Source organism: Bacillus siamensis, assembly GCF_051628075.1.
In the GTDB taxonomy this organism is placed as follows: Bacteria; Bacillota; Bacilli; order Bacillales; family Bacillaceae; genus Bacillus; species Bacillus siamensis.
This window is the reverse complement of record NZ_CP155579.1, coordinates 1933047-1959646: the sequence shown is the minus strand read 5'-3', so window position 1 is coordinate 1959646 and position 26600 is coordinate 1933047. Positions and strand designations below refer to the sequence as shown.

The following is a 26600-nucleotide window of genomic DNA, read 5'->3' as shown; positions in this document are numbered from 1 at the left end:
ACATGACAAAAAAGAATGCAATTCAGGATATTTATCCGCTGTCTTATATGCAGGAAGGAATGCTTTTTCATTCCCTCCTGCAAAAGGAATCACAGGCTTACGCCGAACAGGCCTCCTTTTCAATCACAGGGAAGGTTGACACCCGCGTATTTGAAGAGAGCGTTCATGTTCTTTTCGAAAGACATGATATTTTCAGAACGATCTTTATCAGCCAGAACGTGTCCGTTCCGCAGCAGGTCGTATTAAAAGAGCGGAACGTCAGCATCATTGAAGAAAACCTCACCAATTTAAACAAGGCTGATCAAACAAAATATATCGAAGAAGCTAAACGAAGAGACCGTGAGAAAGGATTTCATCTGCAAAAGGACATGCTGATGCGGGTGACGCTGCTGCAAACCGGAGAACGTGAATACACGTGCATATGGAGCTTCCATCACATCATTATGGATGGTTGGTGTCTCGGAATCGTGCTGAAAGAGTTCTTCCAGATATACGCCTCGCGGCTCCGCCAAACACCGTTAACGCTTGAGCCCGCTGTGCCGTACGGGACCTATATCAAGTGGCTGATGGAGCAAGATAAAGAAAAAGCCGCTTCGTACTGGGAGCGATACCTTGAAGGCTTTGAGCAGCAGACTGTTCTGCCGAAACGGAAAAAAGCCGGCGGCAGCAGACAGGAGGAAGTGACGTTTTCCTTTTCAAAAGAGGACACGGCTAAGCTGAAAGAGCTGGCCGTGAAAGAAGAGGTCACACTGAGCACCATTTTCCACACGCTCTGGGGCATTTTGCTCCAGGCGTACAATCAGACAGAGGATGCGGTTTTTGGTTCTGTCATTTCCGGAAGGCCGTCTGAAATCGAAGGCATCGAGCGAATGATCGGCCTGTTCATTAACACTGTCCCTGTCCGAATCAGCGGAGCGGACATCCCGTTTCAAAAACTGATCAAAAACGTGCAAAAGGATGCTTTGAAAGGACAGGCATACAGCTATCATCCGCTTTATGACATACAGGCGAATTCACAGGTAAAACAAGGCTTAATTGACCATATTCTCGTCTTTGAGAATTATCCGGTTGAACAGGAGCTTGACGTGCTGAACAGCGAGGGGGATACGAAAGATCTTTTCCGCATCCATGATTTCAGCATGGAAGACGAAACCAATTACAGTTTTTATCTTATGGTGGCGCCGGGTGACGAGATTCATTTGAAAATGAGATACGATTCAAGCGTGTATAACCGCCAATTTATCGAAAATATCAAAGGTCATTTGACACACATCGTTTCCCAGATTCTCGACAAACCTGATATTACGCCGGATAAGCTTGTAATCATAACTCCTGAGGAAAAAGAGCAGCTGCTTGCTCCAATTTCTGAAGAAACTGAAAAGCCTGAGTATGACACGATTCATGCGATGTTTGAACGGCAGGCCGCACAAACGCCGGATCAAATCGCGATCAAGTATGAAGGCGAGTCAGTGACGTACAAAGAGCTGAACGAATCGGCTAATAAGCTGTCCCGTCTGCTGCAAAAACGCGGATTAAAGCGGGAGGAGCCGGTAGGCGTCATGCTCGGCCGTTCCCCTTCTTTAGCGGCGGCCGTTCTCGGTATTTTAAAAGCGGGCGGCGCCTTTGTCCCGATAGATCCCGGCAGTCCAAAGGAGCGTATCCGCTATATCATTGAAAACAGCGGCTGCGTCCATGTTGTAACAGAGCGGCATCAGTCAGTTCCCGCGGAACAAACGCTGCAGGTTACATACATAGAAGAAGCCGGGACAGAAGCGGACGGAAGCAATGTGCAATCCATTAATACAGCGGACGATCTGCTTTATATGATTTATACATCCGGAACGACAGGGAAACCGAAGGGTGTGCTGCTCGAACATAAAAATATGGCCAACCTGCTTTCTGACCAATTGACGAACACAGACATTGATTTTTGCACAAATGTCCTGCAGTACGCATCTGTGGCATTTGACGTCTGCTACCAGGAGTTATTTTCAGTACTCTTGAGCGGCGGCACTCTTTGTATCGTGCCGGAATCAATCAAACGAGATGTTTCTCAGTTGTATTCGTTTATCGATCAGCATAAAGCAGAAGTGGTATTTTTCCCGACTGCCTTTGTCAAAATGCTTTTCAATGAAGAAGATTATGCACAGTCTTTTCCCCGCTGTGTGAAGCATGTCATTACGGCTGGAGAGCAGCTGACCGTCTCGCGATTGTTCAGGCAGACGCTCCGTTTACACGGTATGCATTTGCATAATCATTACGGCCCGTCAGAAACCCATGTGGTTTCAACGTATACGATTTCTGCGGGAGATGACATACCTGAACATCCGCCTATCGGGAAACCGATCCATCATAACAAGATGTATATTCTCAGCAAAAACAGACAGCTTCAGCCTCTCGGAATTGCGGGAGAATTGTATATTTCCGGAGCGAATACAGGAAGAGGCTATGTGAACAATCCGGCGCTGACCGAAGAGAAATTTTTGCCGGATCCGTTCAGAAAGGGCGCCGTCATGTACCGGACCGGAGATTTGGCAAGACTGCGTGCGGACGGCCAAATTGAATACATCGGCCGGACAGATGATCAAGTGAAGATCAGAGGGTACCGGATTGAACCGAAAGAAATTGAAACCGTCCTGGCAAATCATCATGCCGTGAAAGAAGCTGCCGTACTGATTCAAACGAATGAGTCGGGCGAAAATGAATTATGCGCCTACTGCAGCGTCTCACAAGCGACAGATCCTTCTCAGCTGCGGAGCGATTTGGCGAAAGAACTGCCTGATTATATGATTCCGGTTAAATGGGCTTTTGTTGACACGATTCCGCTCACTGCAAACGGAAAAGTCGACCAGCGTGCCCTTCCGGAAGCTTCGGGGTACGCCGCAGGCCGTCAATACACGGCTCCCCGCAATGTGACGGAGCTGAAACTTACCCGGATATGGGAAGAAGTGCTTCAAAGCGGCCCGATCGGTGTTCACGATCACTTTTTCGAGCTTGGCGGCCATTCATTAAAGGCGACGGCGCTCGTGGCAAAAATAGCCAAAGAGTGCAGCGTGCAAATTCCGCTGAGCGATGTCTTCAGCCATCCGACCGTAGAAGAACTCGCCAATATCATCAGCGAAGCAGAAGAGAATCCGTTCGCATCTATAGAAAAAACAGAAACGAAAGAAACCTATCCTGTCTCATCCGCACAAAAACGGATGTACGTCCTTCACCAGCTTGAAAATGGCGGGGTCAGCTATAACATTCCAGCCGTTTTAGAGGTGAAGGGGCCGTTTGACCGAAACAGGATAGAAGCCGTGTTCAAGGAACTGATCCGGCGGCATGAACCGCTAAGAACGTCCTTTGAAGAAAAAGACGGCCGGCCGGTGCAGAGGATTCACGACGAGGTTCCGTTTGCATTTACAAAAGAACAATCAGCTGAAGCGTTTATCCGGCCGTTCGACCTCGGCAAAGCGCCTCTTTTCCGGGCCGGATTTGTCCGAATTGAAAAAGACCGGCACCTGCTTTTAGCTGACATGCATCATATTATTTCAGACGGCGTATCCGTCAATCTTTTGATACGTGAATTCAGTGAACTGTATGCTGGGAGAAGTCTGCCTCCGTTACGGATTCAATACAAAGATTATGCCGTCTGGCAGCAATCATTCATGGCCGGCGCCGCATACAAAAAACAAGAGGAGTACTGGCTGAACCGTCTTGCCGGGGTGCTTCCCGTACTTGAATTGCCGGCTGATAAGCCGCGTCCGCCGGTGCGGAGCTTTTCCGGTGACCGGGTGTCATTTGTCATCAGCGAAAAACATACAGCACAGTTGAAAAAGCTGGCGAAAGAAAACAAATGCACACTTTATATGACGCTGCTCGGTGTGTACACCGTTCTGTTAGCCCGTTTAAGCGGACAGGAAGATATGATTGTCGGGTCTCCGATTGCGGGAAGGCCTCATGCCGATCTTGATAGCGTTCTGGGCATGTTTGTCAATACGCTTGCAGTCAGGACGCGCCCCGCAGGAAGCAAGACATTTAAAGATTATTTACAGGAGATTCGCCAAACAGCGCTTGAGGCCTACGAACATCAGGATTATCCGTTGGAGGAACTCGTCGATAAGCTCGGTGTGCCGCGGGATATGTCCCGAAATCCGCTGTTCGATACAACATTTGCGCTGCAGAACATGGAACAGCAAAAGCTTAGGGCAGACGGGCTTGAACTGCAGCCGGCAGACATCAGCCTGCCGATTTCTAAATTTGATATGTCACTGTACATCTCGGAAAATGCTGGGGAATTGTACTGCCAGTTTGAATACAGTACCGATTTGTTTGAGAGAAAAACGATTCAAAAATGGGCGGGATTTTTTGCGACACTTGCCGAAAACGCCGCTGCTGATCCGGGATTGGAATTAGACGATATTTCCGTCTTATCAGAAAAAGAAGAAATGTCCCTGCTTCACGATTTCAGCCCCTTGCAGAAAACAGCGTTTCCGCTTGAGCAGCCTCTTCATGCTCTGCTGGAACAGCGGGCGGAGAAAACGCCGGACCGTCCGGCAATTTTAACTGATGACATTGCGATTACGTATCAAGAGCTGAACGAAAGGGCAAATAACCTTGCGCACCAGCTGATAAAGCGTGGGATAAGGCTGGAGGATAAAACCGCCATCATGGGCCGGCGTTCTCCTGACATGCTGATCGGCATTTACGCCATCTTAAAAGCAGGCGGTGCATATCTGCCGATTGATCCGGATTACCCGAAAGAGCGGATTCGCTTTTTACTGAAAGACAGCGGCGTAAGATTTTTACTTGCGGAACCGGAACTTTCGGCCGCAGATCTTTTTGATGGAGAGATCATATCGCTGAAAAGCGGGCAAACAGGAAACCCGGAAGCCGCGGCCAACCCGAATATTCCCGTAAAACCCGATTCATTGGCTTATATTATCTACACATCCGGTTCTACCGGACGCCCAAAAGGCGTGCAGGTTGAACATCAGTCAGCCGTAAACTTTTTATACTCGCTGCAAACGCGGTATGGATTAAGTGATTCTGACATCATTTTGCATAAAACATCATACTCTTTCGATGCTTCGATTTGGGAGCTGTTTTGGTGGCCGATCGCGGGAGCTTCTGTTTTCCTTCTTCCGCAAGGCGGTGAGAAAGACCCTGAAATAATACTGAACGCACTGGAGGATAACCGCATAACGGCGGCCCATTTTGTGCCTTCTATGCTTCATGCTTTCTTGGAATATATAAATTCCAGAAAACAGTCCGTCAAAAAGACCAGCTTAAAAAGGGTTTTTGCCGGCGGCGAACAATTGGGCCCGCACCTGGTTTCCCGTTTTTATGACCTTCTGCCGAAAACGGAATTGACAAATTCCTACGGACCGACAGAAGCGACTGTGGAAGCCTCGTACTTTGATTTACGGCGAGGAAGTGAATTTCACAATGTTCCGATCGGCATTTCAGGACATAACATGCGGCTGTATATTTTAAATCAAAAGAAACGGCTTCTCCCGCCGGGATGTATCGGAGAGCTGTACATCGCGGGGACAGGGGTGGCCCGGGGCTATTTGAACCGTCCTGAACTGACGGAGGAGCGTTTTCTCGATGATCCGTTTTATCCGGGAGAGCGCATGTATCAGACGGGCGATATCGCACGCTGGACAGAAGACGGGCTTGTCGAATGGCTCGGCCGTTCAGACGGACAGGTGAAAGTCCGCGGCTACCGGATTGAACCAGGAGAGATCGAAGCGGCGATCCGGCGCATCGACGGCATTCGTGAGGCAGCGGTCACCGCCCGGACCGAACACGGCGAAACCGCGCTTTACGCCTATATCGAAGGACGGGAAAGCGATGACGTGCGGACAGAACTTGCGACACGCCTTCCGGCCTATATGATGCCGGCTCAGTTTATTGAGATGAGCGAGTGGCCGGTCACACCGAGCGGAAAGCTTGACCGCCGCGCGCTGCCGGCTCCTGACGGAGCGGCAGGCAGACAGGCGTACACCGCACCGCGGAACGTCACGGAAATGAAGCTTTGCGCCCTTTGGGAAGAAGTGCTGAAAAACGGCCCCGTCGGCATCCGGGATCATTTTTTTGAGCGGGGCGGCCATTCGTTAAAAGCGACGGCTCTCGTCTCCCGCATCGCCAAAGAGTTCGGCGTTCAGGTGCCGTTACAGGACATCTTCGCCCGGCCGACGGTGGAAGAGCTCGCTACGGTCATTCAGGACCTCGAAGAAAGTCCGTATGAAGCGATTCAGCCGGTGAAAACACAAGACACTTATCCGGTGTCTTCAGCGCAGAAACGGATGTATGTGCTCCAGCAGCTTGAAGACGGCGGTGTCGGCTACAATATGCCGGCAGTGCTGGAACTGACGGGCCCGCTTGACCGCGGCCGGCTGGAGGAGACGTTCCGGCAGCTTGTGGAGCGGCATGAGTCGCTCAGAACATCCTTTGAAACGGGACATGACGGTGAACCGGTGCAGCGCATCCATGACAGCGTGCCGTTTCAGCTGGATGAAGCCGAGTCAGCAGACGCGTTCGTCCGGCCGTTTTGTCTGGCAGAAGCGCCGCTCTTCCGGGCGGCCCTCGTGAAAGAATCGGACGAACGCCATCTTTTATTAACGGATATGCATCACATTATTTCCGACGGTGTGTCCGTCAACACCTTGATTAAAGAGTTCGGCGAGCTGTATGCCGGCCGTTCGCTTAAGCCGATGCGTCTTCAATATAAAGACTATGCCGTCTGGCAGCGGTCGTTTCAGGAGAAGGAAGGATATCAGAAGCAGGAAGCCTATTGGCTGAAGCGGCTTGAAGGAGAGCTTCCGGTGCTTGAGCTTCCGGCTGACAAGCCCCGTCCGGCCGTTCGAAGCTTTGCAGGCGGGAACATATCGTGCACGCTTGACGCTGAAACGGCATCCGGCCTTCACCGCATCGCCCGCGATCACGGCTCAACGTTGTATATGGTGCTTCTCGCCGCGTACAATACGCTGCTCGCACGTCTGAGCGGACAGGAAGACATCATCGTCGGCTCGCCGATTGCCGGGCGCCCGCATAAAGATCTTGAACCGATTCTCGGAATGTTCGTCAACACGCTCGCCATCAGAACGGAGCCGAGGGGGGACAAACGGTTTACCGATTACTTGGCGGAGGTCCGTCAGGCGGCGCTTGAGGCGTATGAGCATCAGGACTATCCGTTTGAAGAGCTTGTGGAACGGCTCGGCGTGCAGCGGGACACAAGCCGCAATCCGCTGTTTGATGCCATGCTTGTCGTACAAAATATGGAGCATGAGGAACTGCTTCTGGACGGTTTGCATATTCAGCCTGCAGACATGTCCCGTCCGGTTTCCAAATTTGATTTCACTTTGCAGGCTTCTGAAGGCGGGGGACAGATTCATTTTCTGTTTGAATATGCCGCGGCTTTATTCCGGAAAGAAACGATGGAACGCTGGGCTGCCCACTTTTTGACGATGCTTGAACACATTGTCCGTGAACCGGAATCCTCTTTACGGGAGATCAATATGCTGACAGCACCGGAACGAAACCGGATTCTTGCGGATTTTAACGGCATGACGGATAAACAGCTGCCGGAAAAAACAGTTCATGAACTGTTCATCACCCAGGCACAAAAAACTCCTGATGCTGCGGCCCTTATCAGCGGGGAAACACTGGTCACATATAAAGATTTAGATGAATGGTCGAATAAAATCGCCAGAGCTCTGCAAAAACGGCAGATCGGACCTGATGCAGCCGTCGGCATTGTGATACCAAGATCGCCGGAACAAGCAGCGGCAGTCTTCGGAGTTTGGAAAGCCGGAGGCGCCTACGTCCCGATAGATCCTGAATATCCGGAGGAACGTAAGCAATATATCACCTCAGACAGCGGCGCAGCGATTCTTCTTACCGTACGGGGCGCGATAGATCAAGTGCCTGATCGTTTTAAAGGTGAAGTGCTCGCATTGGAAGATATACAAGAACAGGACGCTTCACCGGTTCAGTCACTGTCGGCGCCGGAGGATTTGGCTTACATCATTTATACGTCAGGGACGACAGGCAGGCCGAAAGGGGTTATGGTCGAACATCGATCTGTCAGCCAGACCCTTCAATGGCGGAGCAGATTTTATGATCTGAATGAGAAAGATACGGTTCTTCAGCTCTTTTCATTTTCCTTTGACGGATTTGTAACAAGTATGTTCACACCGCTGATTTCCGGCGCGAAAGTGGCCGTTTTAGCTGAAGACGAAGCGAAAGATATTCTGGCCATTAAACACTATCTCGCTTCTTGCCGCATTACTCACATGATTATTGTTCCCGTGCTGTACCGTACACTGCTTGACGTACTGGAGCCGGGAGATGCCGAGTCTCTCCGGATTGTCACATTAGCGGGAGAAGCGGTCGATCAAAACATGATCAGCCGCAGTTTATCGGTTTGTCCTCACACGGAACTTGCCAACGAGTACGGTCCGACGGAAAACAGCGTCGCCACTGCAGCGGCAAGACATATAGAACAACATGAGGAGATTACGATCGGCCGGCCGATTGATCATTCACACGTTTATATTTTAAACGGGGATCATCTGCAGCCGATCGGTGTAACAGGGGAACTTTGCATCTCAGGTTCCGGCCTTGCAAGAGGGTACCGCAATCTTCCTCAGCAAACGGCTCAAGCCTTTGTCCAAGACCCGTTCCACAAGAACCGGCGCATGTACCGCACGGGCGATCTGGCAAAATGGCTGCCGGACGGCACGCTGCAATATATCGGCCGAATGGACGAGCAAGTCAAAATCAGAGGCTACCGGGTGGAGCTGCAAGAAATTGAGGCCGCCTTAACAGGCATAAAAGGTGTCAAAGAAGCAGCCGTCACTGCTCTGCCCGCATCAGCAGGCCAAAGGGAACTATGCGCTTATATCGTGACAGAAGAAGGAACAGAAAGCGAAACGGTGCAGCAGGCGCTCAGAAATGAAATGCCCGCTTATATGGTGCCGGCGTTCTTTGAAACACTTGAGGCCCTGCCGGTCACACCAAACGGGAAGCTTGACCGCCGCGCGCTTCCTGAGCCGCGGAAAAAAATGCAAACGGGACGGGTGTTTACAGAACCTTCCAGCGCCATTGAAAAGGAACTGGCCGCGATTTGGAGCGACGTGCTCGGAACTGAAAACATTGCAGTGGATCAATCATTTTTTGAGCTGGGCGGCGATTCCATCAAAGCCCTGCAAGTATCAGCCCGATTACATCAGACAGGAAAACAGATCGCCGTAAAAGATATTTTCAGCCGGCCGACAATTAAAGAACTGGCGCCTTATGTCCGTACAGAGCGGCAGCCGGTCAGCCAAGCACCCGCAGAAGGAGAAGTGAAGTGGTCGCCTGTTCAAAAATGGTTCTTCGCACAGGACATGAAGGAAGCAAACCATTTTAACCAGTCCGTTATGCTGACGAGAACAAATGCAATTGATGAAGAGGCTTTGAGGAAGACGTTAAAAGCCATTACCGTTCATCACGATGCCTTGCGTCTTGTATGCAAAAAAGACGGAGAGAAAGGCCTTTTCCTCTTCAACAGACCGGCTGGCCTCCCAGATGAGCAGCTCTACAGCCTGACTATTTTGGAAGCGGCAGGCGATGAGCATGAAAAAGAACGTTTTATAAAACGCCGCGTCGCAGAGCTTCAGAGAAACATGGATTTGGAGAACGGGCCGCTTGTACAGGCGGGGCTGTTCCGCTCTGAAGCAGAAGATTACTTGTTTCTTACCGTCCATCATCTCGCCGTCGACGGGATGTCATGGCGGATTTTATTGGAAGACTTGGCTTCTGCCTATGGGCAGGCCATCTCCGGAAAAGAAATCAATCTTCCGCCGAAAACCATGTCATTCAAATCATATACGGAGCAGCTGGGAGATTATGCTGAAAGCCGACAGCTGCTTCAGCAGGCGGAGTATTGGCGGGAGATAGAACACTATGAAACAGAAAGTCTCCCTTGTGAGCAGGCAGAACGATCTCAAACTTCTGCGGAAAAACGGAACACGGTATCTTTCACATTAACAGAAAGTGAAACAAGTGCGCTGTTGAAAGATGTGCACAGCGCCTACAATACGGATACGCAAGATGTGCTTTTGGCTTCCGCCGTGCTCGCTGTTCAGAAATGGTCGCCGCGGGATGCTTTGAAAATCGCCCTTGAAGGACACGGACGCCAATCGGAGCAGGGCGGTGCGGACATCAGCAGAACGGTGGGGTGGTTCACTTCCATTTATCCGGTGCTTTTCCGGGCGGGAGCTTATGAACCTCTTGAAGAATATGAAATTCGCACATTGAAAACTGTCAAAGACACATTGCGGCGCATTCCGGATAAAGGGAACGGATACGGCGTCCTTAAATATTTGACACCGCCGAAGCTTGCCGGGATGACCTTCGGGAAAGCACCGGAGATCAGCTTTAACTATCTCGGACAATTCGATGCGCCCGGCGGGAATCCGGCAGAAACGGAACTGCCTGACGCGTTTCAGTTTTCTCCTTTGGGCAGCGGAGATGATGTGACGGATACATGGAAACGGGAGCAGTCACTTGAAATCAGCGCGATTGCGGCAAAAGGCCGGATGACCGTCAGCATTTCCTATGAAACGGGACGCTTCCGGCAGGATACGATCGAACGGCTGTCCGAAAGCTGCCGGTATTTTCTCCTGAAACTGTCGGAACATTGCCTCAGTAAAACCGATACGGAGAAAACCGTCAGTGACTTTGATGATCGGGAGCTGACTGACGAAGCATTGCAGGATATTGCCGACTTACTCAGCTTCCACTAAACCGAGCGGGAGGAACACATGGACAAAACGAAAAATATCCAAAATATTTATCCCCTCAGCCGAATGCAGGAAGGAATGCTTTTTCATTCCTTTCTGCAAAAGGAGGGGGCTGCATATATCGAGCAATCCGTCTTCACCATACAAGGCCGGCTTCGTCCGGAATTGTTTGAGCAAAGCGTACAGTCTGTCATCAGCCGCCACGATATTTTCAGAACGGTTTTTTTACCTCATGTCGCTCAGCTGAACGGCCCCCGCCAAGTCGTGCTTCGTGAGCGGGAATTCCGGCTGCACCGCGAAGATCTTACACATTTGGACGAAGCGGAACAGAGCATCTATTTACAGCGATTTAAGGAACGTGACCGCTTAAAAGGCTTTGACTTGCAAAAGGATATGCTGATGCGTGTTTCTTTGTTTAAAACGGCTGACGAAAAATATGTATGCGTCTGGAGCCACCATCACATCCTTATGGACGGCTGGTGCCTCGGCATCGTCCTTCAGGAATTTATGCATATGTACCGGGCGATTGAATCAGGCTCACCCGTCACCTTGGAGCCCGCTAAGCCGTACAGCACTTATATTACATGGCTGACCGATCAGGACAACGACGCAGCTTCTGAGTATTGGAAAGGGTATTTAGCGGGCTTTGAGACCCCATCAGGACTGCCGAAAATATCGGTCCGGCCCCAGGAAAAAGGCTACCGCAAGAAAGAGCTGCTGTTTTCTTTAGATCAAAACCTGACGGACAAGCTGAAAACGACCGCCAAAGAAGAGGGCGCAACGCTTGCAGTTCTTATGCAGACCGTCTGGGGCCTGCTGCTGCAGCGCTACAACCGGACGGACGATGCCGTGTTCGGCGCCGTCGTATCAGGGCGGCCTTCTGTCATTGACGGCGTGGAAAGCATGATCGGACTGTTTATCAATACCGTCCCGGTACGCATTAAAACGGGTGATGAAAGCTTCAGAGAACTGCTGGGCCGCTGTCAGAAGGAAATGCTTGATTCAGAGGCGTTCAGCTATCATCCGCTTGCAGACATCCAATCTCAGACTGAGCTGAAACAGGATTTAATCGACCATATTATCGTGTTTGAAAATTATCCGATTCAGCAGCAGATGAAAGACGCGGAAAAGGAATCGGATGCGCCGTTTAGAATCGGGAATGTCAACGTGTCGGAACAATCGGGCTACGACTTTAACCTCATCATAGCGCCCGGCGATGAGCTGCTCATCAAATTCAGCTATAATGCGAACGTTTATGACGAAGTATGGATAGAGAGCGTAAAAGGACACTTGGAAGAAGCGCTGCGCTGCGCCGCTTTTAATCCCGATGTTCCTGCTGACCGGCTTCCGATGCTCGGACAAAAGGAAAAATCAAGAATAATCGGCGAATTTAATAACACGAAAACAACTTATGAAAGAGACGAAAGCATCATCAGCCTGTTCAGCCGTCAGGCGGAGAAAACCCCGGATCATCAGGCGCTTCACGCCGACGGGCTGACGTTGACGTACCGGGAGCTTGATGAACGGTCAACTGCATTCGCCCGCATCCTGCTGGAAAACGGTTTGGCGCAAAAGGGAATTGCCGGGATTTTAGCCGAACGCTCACCGGAATTTATTATCGCTGTTCTCGCTGTTTTGAAAGCGGGAGGGACGTACCTTCCGCTCGATGCAGATCTGCCTTCCGACAGGATCGCCGATATGCTCACTGAGAGCGGAGCACAGCTCTTAACGGTACAAAACGGGATTGAGACTGATATTGACTTTTCTCACATCATCTCTATCCCGGCTGCCGCTGAGAAACAAACTGCTGACGCGGGAAAACTGAATACCGTTACATCGCCTGATGATCTTGCCTATATTATGTATACATCCGGTTCAACAGGAAAACCGAAGGGCGTGATGATTTCCAACCGAAACGTCGTATCGCTCGTGTCAAACAGCAATTACACGTCGGCCGGCACGACGGACCGTCTCATTCTGACAGGGTCCATCGGTTTTGACGCAGTGACGTTTGAAATCTTCGGAGCGCTTTTGAACGGAGCGTGCCTTCATGTAGTTGACCGCACGACAATGCTTGCGCCTGAGAGGTTCGGCCATTATCTTAGTTCCAATCGTATTACGATTCTGTTTTTGACGACGGCGCTCTTTAACCAGTTTGCCCAGGCTGATCCGGAGATGTTTTCCGGATTGCGCACCTTATATGTCGGCGGAGAAGCTTTGTCCCCGGCGCTCATCAATAAGGTCAGACACCGCTGTCCGAATCTCAGCCTTTATAACATATACGGACCGACAGAAAATACGACGTTTTCCACCTTTTATGAAATCAGGCATGATTTTTCTCAGCCGATCCCAATCGGAAAACCGATCACTAATTCAACCGCGTTTATCATTGAGAAAAATGGCGGACTTGCGCCGATCGGCGTGCCCGGTGAGCTGTGTGTCGGCGGTGACGGGGTTGCCAAAGGCTACTTAAACAGGCCTGACTTAACAAGTGAAGCATTTGTCAGCCACCCGATTCATCCTGAAGAAAAGATTTACAAAACAGGCGACTTGGCTTATTGGCTGCCGGATGGAAGCATCGGATACATCAGCCGTATCGACCGTCAATTCAAGATTCGCGGAAAGCGTATCGAGCCGGCCGAAATTGAAGCGAGGCTGATTGAAATTGATGGAATCAGGGAAGCGGCAGTCATCGTGTCAGACGAAGGACAAGAAGCAATCCTTTGTGCGTATTATACGGGCGCGCATGTTGAAGAAAGAACCATTCGCTCCCTATTGGCAAGGCCGCTTCCCGACTATATGATTCCGCAGTATATGGTAAAGCTTGACCGTATGCCGCTTACCGCAAACGGCAAAGTGGACCGCTGCAGACTCCCTGCGCCAGAACGGAAAAAGACGTCATCAAAAGCCGTTCCCCCGCGAAACTGGGTAGAACGTGAGCTGATCGACATTTGGTCGCCGATACTCGGCTGCGGGGAGCTGGGCATACAGGATGACTTTTTTGAGCTTGGCGGGCACTCTTTGAAAGCATTGCAAGTCATTCACCAGCTGAAGACCAGACAGCAGATGGATGTCCCGATTGAAATGATATTTGAATATCCGACAATTGAACAATTGGCTGAAAATCTGTATTCCAGCAAACTGTCAGAAGCCGCCGAACAGCATATCAGCAGACTGAATCAGCCGAAAGGCCGCAACCTTTTCTGTTTTCCGCCAATTTCAGGTTTCGGCATTTTCTTCAAAGATCTGGCGGCAGCATTAAATGGACGGGCTGCTGTGTACGGCTTTAACTTTATTGAAGAAGACAGCAGAATGGAACAATACATTGATAAAATGCTGGAAATCCAGCCGGAAGGCCCTTATATCCTCTTCGGATATTCAGCAGGGGGCAATACGGCATTCGAGGCTGCAAAAGCAATGGAAAAGCGCGGATTAGAAATCAGCGACATCATTATTGCAGACGCGTACAGAAAGCTTGACGCACTGCCGCCGCAGCCAACAAACGCAACAGCTGAAAATGTCCCGGAAGCCGTCAGGGAAGCGGTCATCAGAAAAACAGAGCGCTATCAAACGTACTGGGCGGAACTGATAAATGACGGCCAAATTGCGGCAAACCTCCATTTTATTGAGGCTGGCATAAAGGAAGAGCACAATGCTGAGCCTGAGCCGAAGAAATGGGAAGGCGCCACAACGGGACTCTATCAGGAATATCAGGGCGAGGGAGCCCATAAAGATATGTTTGAACCCGAGTTTGCACACAAAAATGCCGAGGTCATACTGGACATCGTTGCAAACAGCGGCAGACGCTTGGAACGGAATCTGTAGCATCCGGCAGAATGGTTCAGGATGACAGAGGGCAAGATAGGGGAATCAAACCAGGTTTTTGGAGGCTTTGTCATGACGAACCTATCTTGGCTTACATATGTAATGATCATCCTTGCCAGCTATCGGCTGACCCATTTAATTGTATTTGATAAGATTACCGAATTCATAAGAAAACCCTTTTTAAAGCAAGAAAAAACCATCGATCAAAACGGGCGCGCCGTCCAAAAAAAAGTCCCTTCCTCCGCATTCGGTTATATGCTGCAATGTTATTGGTGTGCGGGTGTCTGGTGCGCCATATTGATCGGCATCTGCTACTGGGTCTGGCCCCGCTATGCACATCCGGTTATTTTCATTTTGTCCATTGCCGGAGCGCAGGCCATTCTTGAAACCTGTGTCGGCGTCGGAACGAAGGTCATTGACGTGCTCGCCGCCATGAAACATAAAAAGTCCTGAAGCGTTTCATCCGCTTTAGGACTTTTTTCTTTTTTTAGGCTGAGAGGAATAAAGCAGGCTTTTTGATTCACCGCCCGGAATGCTTCGGAATACCGTAAAGCTGAAAGGGGGAAAAACATGAAAGGCTGCCGTTTCAGCATCATATGGTTTTTGGCCGTTTTACTGACAGCCGGCATCTTTACAGTCTCAGCACCAGCAAAAGCTCGCGGCACTCAGGCGGAGAGAGAAATGAGAGCCGTATGGATCGCGTCTGTCACCAATATCGACTGGCCCTCTAAAAAAGGGCTGTCACCCGATCAGCAAAAAAAAGAATACAGCAAGCTGCTGGATGACGTTCAAGCAATGGGGATGAACGCCGTGGTCGTTCAAATTAAACCGACGGCTGATGCTTTTTATCCATCAGATTACGGTCCTTGGTCAGAGTATTTGACAGGAACTCAAGGCAAAAATCCGGGCTACGATCCGCTTGCTTTTTTAGTTGAAGAGACACATAAACGGAATCTTGAATTCCACGCTTGGTTCAACCCTTACCGGATCACGATGAATCACACAAATTTGAATGCGCTTTCAGATGATCATCCCGCCCGTTCTCATCCGGACTGGGTCGCCGCATACGGAAATCAGCTGTATTATAATCCGGGCATTCCCGAAGTACGGCAATTTATAACGGATGGGATCAAAGAGGTGGTCAGCCGATATGACATTGATGCGGTTCATATGGATGACTATTTTTACCCTTATAAAATCGCCGGAAAGGAATTTCCCGATCAGGCGGCATACGAACGGTACGGAAAAGCTCACTTTGCATCAGTTGATGACTGGCGCAGAGATAACGTCAACCAGCTTGTAAAAGAGATCAATCAGGCAATTAAACGAGAAAAATCTTATGTCAAATTCGGAATCAGCCCATTCGGCGTATGGAGAAATGCCGCAGATGACCCGACAGGCTCCAAAACGGCCGCCGGGGTGCGGAACTACGATGACTTATACGCTGATACGCGTGAATGGATCCAAAAAGGATATATTGATTACATCGCACCGCAGATTTACTGGAGTATCGGCTTTAAAGCGGCGGCATATGACGTCTTAGCGGATTGGTGGGGCAATGAAGTGAAAAATCGTCCCGTGCATTTATATATCGGGCAGGCAGCTTATAAAATTAACAACAACGCTGATCCGCCTTGGGCCGATCCGGAGGAATACGGGAGACAGATTGCTCTTAACAGGGAATCAGCTTGGATTAAAGGCAGCATGCATTTCAGTTTAAAGGATCTGAACCGTAACCCGCTCGATGTGAAAAACCGCTTGATCAATGACATGTACAGCCGTCCCGCATTAATACCCGAGATGCCTTGGCTCGGACATTCCGCTTTAAAAAAGCCGGCTGTCAAACGGGCGGAGAAGAACGCTTCAGGCAATACACTCTTTATCGAAGATGCAAAATCCAACGGTAAAAAAACGGCTTATTACGCCATTTACCGCGCAGAAAAGGGAAAGCAGCCTTATTTAGTGGATACAGTCAGAAAGACAGCATCACGGACGCAGACATTTTCAGATACTGATATCCAGGCGAAAGGAGCCTGCACCTATATCGTTACTTCCGTTGACAGGCTTCACCATGAAAGCCGCCCCTCCGCAAAACGGACGGTTAAATAGCATTTCTAAAAAAACTGACAGTTGCCGCGCTGTCAGTTTTTTTGGCGGATGAGTCCGAATGTTCAGACTTTATTTGGATGGAATGAATAAAGACCCCCATTAATAAAATGTAGAAAGCAGCAGAAGGAGGAAGGTTAATGAATTTTCAACTGACAAAAGAACAGCAGATGGTGCGCGAAATGGTCAGAGATTTCGCCAAAAATGAAATTGCCCCGAAAGCCCATGAGGTTGATCAATCAGCCGTCTTTCCGATAGACACATTTAAGAAAATGGGCGAACTCGGCCTTCTCGGAATTCCGTTTCCGGAAGAATACGGAGGAGCGGGCGGTGACACCATTTCCTATGCAGCGGCAGTTGAAGAAATCGGAAAAGCCTGCGGAAGCACGGGGCTGAGCTACGCGGCAGCCGTGTCACTCGGTGCAAGCCCGTTGTACTATTTCGGTACGGAACAGCAAAAACAAGAACACCTTACTCCGCTAGCTTCCGGAAAAGCGCTCGGATCATTCGGATTGACGGAGCCGAATGCCGGTTCAGATGCCGGCGGAACACAGACAAAGGCCGAGAAAATGGATGCTGACTATGTGATAAACGGAGAGAAATGCTGGATCACAAACGCCAATTACGCGCGCACGGTCATTGTCACTGCCGTTACGGGAAAGAACTCCGCCGGAAAACCGATCATTTCAGCCCTCATCGTCCCGACAGACACACCGGGTTTTACGATCACAAGTCCGTACGACAAGATGGGTGTGAGAGGATCTGATACGGCCGAGCTTGTGCTGGAGGATGTCAAGGTGCCTGCCGACAACCTGCTCGGTGATCCTGAAAAAGGTTTCAAGCAATTTTTATATACATTAGACGGCGGACGGATTTCGATTGCGGCGCTGGCTGTCGGTATCGCTCAAGGAGCGTTGGAGGCGTCGCTGTCATATGCGAAGGAACGCAAGCAGTTCGGCAGCCCGATATCGTCATTTCAAGCCATCCAATTTAAGCTCGCTGACATGGCGATGGAAATTGACCTTGCCAGACAAATGGTGCTTAAAGCGGCCTGGCTGAAGGATCAACACCTGCCATTTACGAAAGAAGCGGCATACGCCAAGCTCTATGCTTCAGAAATGGCCGTCAGAACATGCCTTCAGGCCATCCAAATTCACGGCGGTTCCGGCTATATGAAGGAGTGCGGTGTCGAACGCATGCTTCGTGACGCAAAGCTGATGGAGATTGGCGAAGGAACGTCAGAAATTCAAAGAATGGTCATTGCAAGACAGCTCTTGAAGTGAAATGAAAACGTTTACCAAAACAAGAATGGAAGGAAGCAGGTCATATGGCTGAACTTATCCATTTAACAGCGGGGAAGCTGCTTGAGCGGACCGCGGAGCTTTTTCCGGATCATGAAGCGGTTGTTTACCCTGAGCGCGGCCTTCGTTATACGTATGCGGAGTTTGAACGGTTATGCCGGCAAACCGCAAAAGGGCTGATGAAGCTGGGAGTTGAAAAAGGAGATCATGTGGCCATATGGGCATCCAACATACCGGAATGGCTCGCGGCGCAATTTGCAACGGCGAAAATCGGCGCCGTCCTGGTCACCATCAATACGAATTTTCAAATCGCAGAGCTCGATTACCTGCTGGCACATTCAGACGTCACGTCCCTGATTATCATGGATTCCTACAGGCAGACATCTTATGTTGAAATGGTGAATAAGCTGATTCCGGAGCTGAAAACTTGTGAGCGCGGCAGGCTGCGTTCGAAACGGTATCCCTTTTTACGGACGGTGTTATATATCGGGGATCAAAGACCGCCCGGCATGCACCGTTGGGATTCTTTGCTGAAGGATGCCGAGTCTGTAACGGATGCAGCGCTTGACGGAAGGATGGACAGCCAGGATAAGGATGATTGCATTCATATGCAATATACATCGGGTACGACCGGATTTCCGAAAGGCGTCATGCTCTCACATTTTAATATCGTCAATAACGCGGCCAATATCGCAGAGTGCATGAAGCTTACCCCAAGTGACCGTTTATGCATTCCCGTGCCGTTTTTCCACTGTTTCGGATGTGTGCTCGGCGTGCTGGCATGTGTTTCCGCGGGTGCAGCGATGATCCCGATTGAACAGTTTTCTCCGCCAGCCGTTTTGAAAACGGTGGAGCAAGAAGCCTGCACGGCTCTGCACGGTGTGCCGACGATGTTTATCGCCCTCCTAAATGACAGCCGTTTTTCTGAATATGATCTTTCTCACATCCGAACCGGAATTATGGCCGGCTCGCCATGTCCGGCGGAAGTCATGAAAGAAGTGATCGGCAAAATGGGGATGACCGGCATTACCATTGCCTACGGACAGACCGAAGCATCACCTGTTATTACGCAGACAAGAACGGATGATCCGTTTGAAAGAAGAGTGGAAACAGCCGGGCGGGCGCTTCCTCATATCGAAATCAAAATCGTTCGGCCCGGAACATCCGAAGAGGCCGCCCGGGGCGAACAGGGAGAGCTCTGCACCCGCGGATATCATGTCATGAAAGGCTATTATAAAAATCAAGAAGCGACCGAAGAAGCGATAGACAAAGACGGCTGGCTGCATACGGGTGATTTGGCGGTCATGGATGAAGACGGGTACTGCAAAATCACCGGCCGTCTGAAAGACATGCTGATAAGAGGCGGCGAAAATATCTATCCCCGGGAGATTGAAGAAATGTTATATCGGCATCCCGCAGTAGCAGACGTTCAGGTTGTCGGCGTGCCTGACCCGAAATACGGAGAAGAAGCCGCGGCGTGGATCAGGCTCAAAGACGGACAAACCGCTTCCGCAGAAGACATCAGAGCCTTTTGCAAAGAACATATCGCCCGCTACAAGGTCCCCCGGTATGTATTATTCACAGATAAATATCCAATGACAGCCTCAGGAAAAATTCAGAAATTCAAGCTGCGGGAAAAAACGATTGAAGAGCTCAAGTTAACTTAATGAAAAAGGAGTGCTTCACATTTGTTTACAAAAATCCTGATTGCCAATAGAGGAGAAATCGCCTTACGAATTATCCGCACCTGCAAACGTCTCGGCATCCCCTCGGCAGCTGTTTATTCAGAAGCCGATCAGAATGCGCTCCATGTAAAAGCGGCAGATGAGGCTTATCCGATCGGAAAATCGAGAGTAAATGAAAGCTATTTACATATCGACAGAATCATAGAAGCCGCTAAAGCCGCCGGAGCGGACGCCATTCACCCCGGCTACGGACTGCTGTCAGAAAACAGTTCGTTCGCCGAACGCTGCCGGAAGGAACAAATCACATTTATCGGCCCGCCCGGTGACATCATCGCCAAAATGGGCAGCAAGATAGAAGCCCGAAAAACGATGCAAAAAGCAAAGGTCCCGATCGTTCCCGGTGTTTCAGAACCGTTGCCCGATGTACACTCGGCCTTAGCCGAGGCCCGCGCCATCGGCTTTCCGGTCATGCTGAAAGCATCCGCTGGAGGCGGCGGAATCGGCATGCAGATCGTACATTCAGAAGAAGAGCTGGCCAAAGCGTTTGAAGGCAATCAAAAGCGGGCCGCATCCTTTTTCGGAGACGGCGCGATGTATATGGAAAAAGTTATTGAAAACGCCCGTCATATTGAAATTCAGATTCTCGCAGATTCTTTCGGCAATACCGTTCATCTGTTTGAACGTGACTGTTCAGTGCAAAGGCGCCATCAAAAAGTGATAGAAGAAGCGCCGTCCCCGTTTGTTGATGATGAATTAAGACAAAGACTCGGCGAAACCGCCGTTAAAGCCGCTAAATCGATCGGCTACCAAAATGCGGGCACCATAGAGTTTCTCGTCGACCAAAAGAAACAAATCTATTTCTTAGAAATGAATACAAGATTGCAGGTAGAGCATCCGGTGACAGAAGAAATTACAGGACTGGATCTTGTGGAAGAGCAGCTGAAAATTGCCGCGGGGCAGCAGCTGACTTTCTCACAGAAAGACATCACACATCACGGGCATGCGATCGAAGTGCGGATTTATGCGGAAGATCCGGTCACCTTTTATCCGTCACCCGGCACCATCTCGTCTTTCTCCGTATTACGGCATCCGTCAGTGAGACACGAATGCGCCGTTGAAAAGGGAAGCACCATTTCTCCGTTTTACGATCCGATGATTGCCAAAATGATCGTCACGGCGAATACGAGAAAACAAGCCATTGAACAACTGAAAACCGCTCTTCGCGAATACCATGTAGAAGGGATTAAAACCAATATTCCGCTGCTGTCAAAGATTGCCCATTCAGAAGCGTTTGAAAAGGGTGAAGCGACAACCGGATTTTTACAAACCATGAACGGGGAGGCGTCCAAATGAGCGAGATAAAAATTCAGATGGCGGGAAATCTGTGGAAAATTCATGTGAAACCGGGCGATGTCATCGAAGAAGGACAGGAAGTAGCTGTCTTGGAATCAATGAAAATGGAAATTCCGATTATTGCTGAAGTATCCGGAACGGTGAAAGAAGTGAAAAAAGCAGAAGGCGATTTCACCGATGAAGGAGAGGTCCTGATTGAGCTCCAATAAAACGGGAGGTGCAGCATGAACTGTCCGAAGCATGTCCGCATCAACGAAGTAGGGCCTCGTGACGGCTTGCAGAATGAGTCCGCATGGGTGGATACAGAAGATAAGATTGAGTGGATCAATATGCTGTCAAAAACAGGACTTTCCTATATCGAAGTGACTTCATTCGTGAATCCGAGGTGGATTCCGGCGCTGCGTGACAGTCTGGACGTTGCAAAGGGAATTACCAGAACAGAACATACAGTTTACGCAGCTCTCGTTCCAAATCTCATCGGGCTGGAGCATGCGGCAGAAGGCAGAATTGATCAAGCCTGTGTGTTTTTATCAGCGAGCGAAACCCATAACCAAAAAAACGTCAACAAACCGATTGACCGGACCGTTCAAGAGCTCAGGCGGGTCATTTCTGAAGCAAAAGCTGAAAACATGGCAACGAGAGCTTATCTTTCCACTGTATTCGGATGCCCTTACGAACAAAACGTACCGATCGAACAAGTCATCCGGCTCACAGACACGCTTCTTGAAATGGGTGTTGATGAATTATCGCTCGGAGACACAATCGGCGCGGCGAACCCCTTGCAGGTCATAGCCGTGCTTGAAGCTCTTTTGCCGAGAATTCCCGCCTCAAAAATCGCACTCCATTTCCATGATACAAGAGGCACGGCTCTTGCAAATATTATTCCCGCCCTTGATATGGGGATTACATCCTTTGATACCTCCTCAGGCGGGCTTGGCGGCTGTCCGTATGCCCCGGGATCAGCAGGAAACGCCGCCACAGAAGACGTCATTTATATGCTTGAACAAATGGGGATTGATACTGGGACGGACATGAATAAACTACTTGAAGCCGCCGGCTGGATCGGGGATAAAATCGGCAAAGACCTGCCAAGCAGAAACCTGCAGGTCTTCAGAACGAAATGAGAGAGAGGAGAAGCCATGGGAGATTGCGTATTGTTTTCCGTCTGTCAAGAAACAATCGGTCTGATCACGCTGAACCGCCCGCATGCGGCCAACTCACTGTCATCAGAAATGATTGATGATTTACAGCGTGTGATTACAGACATCAAAAATTCGCCATCCATTCGCTGTGTCATTCTCACCGGCTTCGGAAACACATTCTGCGCCGGTGCTGATTTAAAAGAAAGAGCGGAGATGAATCATGAACAAGTCAAACAAAGCGTCAAGCGTATCGGTGAAACCGCCGCCTCAATTGAAGCACTTCCGCAGCCGGTCATTGCAGCGCTGAATGGAACGGCTGTCGGCGGCGGACTTGAACTCGCCCTTGCTTGCGATATCAGAATCGCCGCCAGCCGGGCGGGCCTCGGCCTCCCTGAAACAGGCCTTGCGATCATACCCGGGGCGGGCGGAACACAGAGACTGCCGAGGCTGATCGGACCCGGTGCGGCAAAAGAGTTGATCTACACCGGCCGGAGGCTCACGGCCCAAGAGGGAAAAGACATAAAGCTGGTCGAGCATGTATGTGATGCCGAAGAACTTATGGAAAAAGCAAAAGCACTGGCCGGCTGCATCGCCGCCAATGGGCCGATCGCCGTCAGACAAGCAAAATTCGCGATAAACAGGGGGCTGGAGACAGACCTCAATACAGGGCTCGAAATTGAACGAAAAGCATATGCACAAGTCATCCCGACGCTTGACAGAGAAGAGGGGCTGCGCGCCTTTAAAGAAAAAAGACCCCCTGAATACAAAGGAAAATAAAACTTGGAGGGACTCGGATGGATTACGAAAAAGAACGGCAGACACGCAGCAAAACGATTGAAAAGGGAGGAGCGGCTAAATATCACGCAAGCAACGAAAAAAAGGGAAAACTTTTTGTAAGAGACAGGCTGAAGCTTCTATTCGATGACGGCATATCCGTTGAAGACGCTTTTTTCGCCGAATGCATGTCAGACGGACTGCCGGCTGACGGGGTTGTCACCGGGATCGGAACCATCAGCGGCAGAACCGTTTGTGTGATGGCAAACGACTCAACCGTAAAGGCGGGCTCATGGGGCGCGAAAACGGTGGAAAAAATCATCCGCATTCAGGAAACGGCGGAAAAGCTGCAGTGTCCGCTTCTGTACTTAGTCGATTCAGCAGGTGCAAGAATTACCGATCAGGTCGACATGTTCCCGGGCAGAAGGGGAGCCGGCCGCATTTTTTATAATCAAGTAAAGCTGTCGGGACGCATACCGCAAATCTGTTTATTGTTCGGCCCTTCCGCTGCGGGAGGCGCTTACATTCCGGCCTTTTGCGACATTGTCATTATGGTTGAAGGCAATGCATCCATGTACTTAGGCTCACCGCGCATGGCGGAAATGGTAATCGGTGAGAAAGTTTCGCTTGAAGAAATGGGCGGCGCCCGTATGCATTGTTCCGTATCAGGCTGCGGTGATCTCCTCGCCCGGACGGAACAAGAAGCAATCACGATGGCGCGGACATATCTCAGCTACTTTCCGGCAAATTATACGGAAAAAGCGCCTGTCAGCGAATCCAAGAACCCGAAAGAATTTGAAAAACCGCTCTCAGATGTCATTCCGGCACATCAAAACGCACCGTTTGACATGCTGGATTTAATTGAACGTGTCATCGATGAAGACTCTTTTTTTGAGATTAAACCGTTATTTGCGCAGGAATTAATAACGGGACTTGCGCGGATTCACGGACAGCCGGTCGGCATTATCGCCAACCAGCCGCGTGTCAAAGGCGGGGTTTTATTTCTCGATTCGGCGGATAAAGCCGCAAAATTCATCGCTTTGTGCGATGCATTTCATATTCCGCTTCTGTTTTTGGCAGACATCCCCGGATTTATGATCGGAACGAAGGTTGAGCAGGCGGGCATCATCAGGCATGGCGCAAAAATGATCTCCGCAATGGCGGAAGCGACTGTCCCGAAGCTTTCCGTTATTGTCAGAAAAGCCTACGGTGCGGGACTATATGCGATGGCGGGCCCGGCTTTTGAACCGGACTGCTGCTTAGCGCTTCCGACTGCGCAAATTGCCGTAATGGGGCCTGAAGCAGCGGTGAATGCGGTCTACGCAAACAAAATCAGCGAACTCGCTCCAGAAGAAAGGCCGGCTTTTATTCAGGAAAAGCGAGATGAATACAAGGAAGACATTAATCTTTACCGTCTTGCCTCTGAAATGGTGATTGACGGCATCGTTCCCGCTGATTCCTTGCGGGACGAACTTAATAAACGCCTCACTGCTTACATGTCTAAACAACTGACTTTCACACACCGGAAACATCCCGTATACCCGGTATAAATAAAAAAGACCGCATAGATCCGGCCCGCGGCCGTTCTTCTATGCAGTCTTTTTTTCATAGTCTTGATCTCATCTTTTTCACGACAAAATAAACAACAATAAATACAAGAGCCAATATAATGATCGGAGTCGTATACATTCCGGCATAGCTGTCTACATCTTTCCACTGTCCGCCGAGCTGATACCCGAGATAAACGAAAATGACAGACCACGGAATAATCGCAAGCGTCGTCAAGGTGACAAACTTAGAAAGCGGCATTTTCGCGAGGCCGGCCGGGATGGAAATCGCGTGTCTGACGACCGGGATAAACCGGGCCGAGAATACTACGCCCGCGCCGTAACGGCGAAACCAGTTTTCGGCAACATCAATATGATGCTTTTTCAGCAGTAAGTACTTGCCGTACTTGTCCAAAAACGGCCGCCCCCCATAACGGGCGATCCAGTAAATAAAGCACTGCGCGATCGTTCCCCCGATCACGCCGGCGATAACGGCGCCGATAAAACTGATCGTGCCTTCTGACACCATATAGCCTCCATAGGCCAAAACGATTTCACTCGGAATGATTTCGATCATTAATCCGAGCGCAATCCCTAAATAGCCCATACTTGTCAGCCAGGATAATATTTCACTAATAAAATTGCCCACACTGTTCACAACCTCTTTATCTTTTTACCCAATTATATGACTGATTGACAAGCAAAATGGTTACAAATTATTTTTTAACGCACGTTTTCTTCAGATTCTCTTTTTAATACCTCTTCTAAATAAGCTAAGAGTTTCGGTCTCATTTCCTTCCGCAGCAGCCCGATCTCCGTGCCGGCCTTAAAACAGCCGAGCTTGTCGCCTATATCAAACCGTCTTCCTTCGAGCTCCCGCGCGTAGATACTTTGGGTGCGGCATACTTCGCGCAGTGCGTCTGTCAATTGGATTTCGTTGCCCGAGCCTCTTCCGATCGTCTTCAGCGCTTTAAAAATGGCAGGGGTTAATATGTAACGGCCCATCACGGCGATATGAGAGGGCGCCTTTTCAATAGCCGGCTTTTCAATCAGATCCTCAACCTGGTACACATGACCGTTGTGCCGCCCTGTCTGTATAATACCATATTTGCTGACATCGGCGGGATCGACGGGCTGTACGCCGATCGTTTCTGTGCCGTGTTGGTTATAGACGTCTATGAGCTGCGAGAGCGCGGGAGTGTCAGATACCATAATATCATCACCTAGGAGAACGGCAAAAGGCTCTTCACCGATAAAATGCTCCGCACACAGCACCGCATGGCCTAAGCCGAGCGGCTCTTTTTGGCGGATGTAATGAATATTGGCCAATTCGGCAATCTGCTGCATTTCCTTCAGCATCTCCGTCTTGCCTTTTTCCCGCAGATTGAATTCCAATTCCGCCGACCGGTCAAAAGGATCTTCAATCGAGCGCTTGTTTCTCCCTGTAATAATCAGAATATCTTCAATCCCTGACTCGGCGGCCTCTTCTACGATATATTGGATTGCCGGTTTGTCCACGATCGGCAGCATTTCTTTCGGCTGCGCCTTTGTCGCCGGCAGAAATCTCGTTCCTAAACCCGCTGCGGGAATGACCGCTTTTCTCACTTTTTTTCTCATTCATCTTCACTCCTGATCCTGTATGTTTTTCAGCGAATCTCCGAATACCCAGATTCGGTTTCCGATAAAATTCATCATCATTGCGCCAATAGTGGCGGCGAGCTTACTCACTAAAAGCGAACAGCCGCTTTTTTGAAACGCGTATAGCAGCAAAAAGGTGATCCCCGACGCAGCAAGATTAATGATGAGAAAGCGCACGATCTCTTTCCCGTCAGCCTTGCGCTTTACACGAAACGTCCAATTCCGGTTCCACACATAGCTGTTGATCATTCCAGCCGAATAGGAGCAGATCTGTGCAAAAAGATAAGGGACATGGCAGGCGGTAAGCAGAAAGAAAACACCAAAATCGATCAGCGTATTTCCGGCCCCGACCGTGCAGAAACGGCCTAACGTCTTTATTTTTCCTTTCAGCATAACGGTGACCTCCTCTCATAATAAGATACAGATGGCTGTCATGATATCGATTACTTTAGCG

Annotated in this window: 13 protein-coding genes and 1 pseudogene; 11 read left to right on the top strand and 3 right to left on the bottom strand. The window is 49.9% G+C overall.

The features are described from left to right. Positions 1 to 2 precede the first annotated feature (2 nt). From ABDB98_RS09490 to ABDB98_RS09440, 11 genes and pseudogenes are all read left to right on the top strand, one after another. Positions 3 to 10778: an amino acid adenylation domain-containing protein gene (locus ABDB98_RS09490; RefSeq protein WP_438420010.1), complete on the top strand. Its 10776-nt coding sequence runs from the start codon at positions 3 to 5 to the stop codon at positions 10776 to 10778. 18 nt (positions 10779 to 10796) lie between these two features. Then, on the top strand, positions 10797 to 14600 hold the full coding sequence (locus ABDB98_RS09485) for a non-ribosomal peptide synthetase (protein ID WP_438422089.1): 3804 nt from the start codon (positions 10797 to 10799) through the stop codon (positions 14598 to 14600). Positions 14601 to 14672: 72 nt separating this feature from the next. Continuing rightward, on the top strand, positions 14673 to 15053 hold the full coding sequence (locus ABDB98_RS09480) for a DUF1360 domain-containing protein (RefSeq protein WP_438422088.1): 381 nt from the start codon (positions 14673 to 14675) through the stop codon (positions 15051 to 15053). A gap of 117 nt (positions 15054 to 15170) precedes the next feature. Further along, on the top strand, positions 15171 to 16709 hold the full coding sequence (locus tag ABDB98_RS09475) for a glycoside hydrolase family 10 protein (RefSeq protein ID WP_438422087.1): 1539 nt from the start codon (positions 15171 to 15173) through the stop codon (positions 16707 to 16709). 137 nt (positions 16710 to 16846) lie between these two features. After that, positions 16847 to 17989 carry an acyl-CoA dehydrogenase family protein gene (locus ABDB98_RS09470; RefSeq protein ID WP_438422086.1) on the top strand — a complete coding sequence of 381 codons (1143 nt, stop codon included), beginning with the start codon at positions 16847 to 16849 and terminating at the stop codon, positions 17987 to 17989. A gap of 32 nt (positions 17990 to 18021) precedes the next feature. Then, positions 18022 to 19674, top strand: a pseudogene (locus ABDB98_RS09465) (AMP-binding protein); the annotation flags it as partial. Positions 19675 to 19695: 21 nt separating this feature from the next. Further along, complete coding sequence (locus ABDB98_RS09460) at positions 19696 to 21045, top strand: acetyl-CoA carboxylase biotin carboxylase subunit (protein ID WP_438422085.1); 1350 nt, start codon at positions 19696 to 19698, stop codon at positions 21043 to 21045. Next, entirely contained in the window at positions 21042 to 21254 is a 213-nt protein-coding gene (locus ABDB98_RS09455) for an acetyl-CoA carboxylase biotin carboxyl carrier protein subunit (RefSeq protein WP_060962647.1), read from the top strand. The genes ABDB98_RS09460 and ABDB98_RS09455 overlap by 4 nt, the downstream gene beginning before the upstream one ends. A gap of 15 nt (positions 21255 to 21269) precedes the next feature. Then, the gene (locus ABDB98_RS09450) at positions 21270 to 22169 is read left to right on the top strand and encodes a hydroxymethylglutaryl-CoA lyase (RefSeq protein WP_438422084.1); all 900 of its coding nucleotides are present in this window, start codon (positions 21270 to 21272) and stop codon (positions 22167 to 22169) included. 15 nt (positions 22170 to 22184) lie between these two features. Then, positions 22185 to 22964 carry an enoyl-CoA hydratase gene (locus tag ABDB98_RS09445; protein ID WP_438422083.1) on the top strand — a complete coding sequence of 260 codons (780 nt, stop codon included), beginning with the start codon at positions 22185 to 22187 and terminating at the stop codon, positions 22962 to 22964. 17 nt (positions 22965 to 22981) lie between these two features. Then, positions 22982 to 24511, top strand: a complete 1530-nt coding sequence (locus ABDB98_RS09440; RefSeq protein WP_438422082.1) for an acyl-CoA carboxylase subunit beta — start codon at positions 22982 to 22984, stop codon at positions 24509 to 24511. A 55-nt stretch (positions 24512 to 24566) separates the two neighbouring features. On the opposite strand, the gene ABDB98_RS09435 is transcribed toward ABDB98_RS09440, so the two are convergent. The 3 genes from ABDB98_RS09435 to ABDB98_RS09425 all read right to left on the bottom strand — a co-directional run bounded on the left by ABDB98_RS09435 (position 24567) and on the right by ABDB98_RS09425 (position 26539). After that, positions 24567 to 25157, bottom strand: coding sequence for a DedA family protein (locus ABDB98_RS09435; protein WP_438422081.1), 591 nt, complete (start codon positions 25155 to 25157; stop codon positions 24567 to 24569). 74 nt (positions 25158 to 25231) lie between these two features. Beyond that, a complete protein-coding gene (gene galU, locus ABDB98_RS09430; protein WP_438422080.1) occupies positions 25232 to 26125 on the bottom strand; it encodes a UTP--glucose-1-phosphate uridylyltransferase GalU in 894 nt (297 codons plus the stop codon). Positions 26126 to 26131: 6 nt separating this feature from the next. After that, positions 26132 to 26539 (bottom strand): GtrA family protein, encoded by a 408-nt coding sequence (locus ABDB98_RS09425; RefSeq protein ID WP_438422079.1) that lies wholly within the window; start codon positions 26537 to 26539, stop codon positions 26132 to 26134. Positions 26540 to 26600: the final 61 nt, after the last annotated feature.